The sequence below is a fragment of the Acinetobacter johnsonii genome (genome assembly GCF_048551975.1).
Lineage (GTDB): Bacteria > Pseudomonadota > Gammaproteobacteria > Pseudomonadales > Moraxellaceae > Acinetobacter > Acinetobacter johnsonii_A.
Window position 1 is genome coordinate 1 of the sequence record NZ_JBIMCF010000107.1, and the last position, 331, is coordinate 331.

Genomic DNA, 331 nt, shown 5'->3' on the forward strand with positions numbered 1-331 from the left:
CATTAACCGAAGAAATTGAACATGCTCAGCATTTGGTACATGCTGGGAAACTTGCATAAGCTAGACAAAGTTCAGACAAGTTTGAGTCTATTAAGCAGCAAGGTCATAAAGCATTTAAATAATTCAGTACAATAAAAAAAGACCGCAAAAGCGGTCTTTTTTATGTTTGAAGGGCTTAAAGTTTTAAGCTTGACCTTCAACAGCGGCTGCTTGAGCACGATGCATATTTGCTTCGAACTCAGCATCAAAGTTAATTGGTGTAAGTAACAATTGTGGGAATCTGCCTTTAGTCACCATATCATTCACCGCTTCTCGAAGGAACGGGAACAAG

At 39.0% G+C, this 331-nt stretch carries 1 protein-coding gene; it reads right to left on the bottom strand.

The genetic code is table 11. The features are described 5' to 3' along the window. Positions 1-183 precede the first annotated feature (183 nt). Positions 184-331, bottom strand: a 148-nt coding sequence (locus ACG9ZB_RS16820; RefSeq protein ID WP_419326807.1) for a protein-export chaperone SecB, incomplete at its 5' end; no start/stop codon positions are given.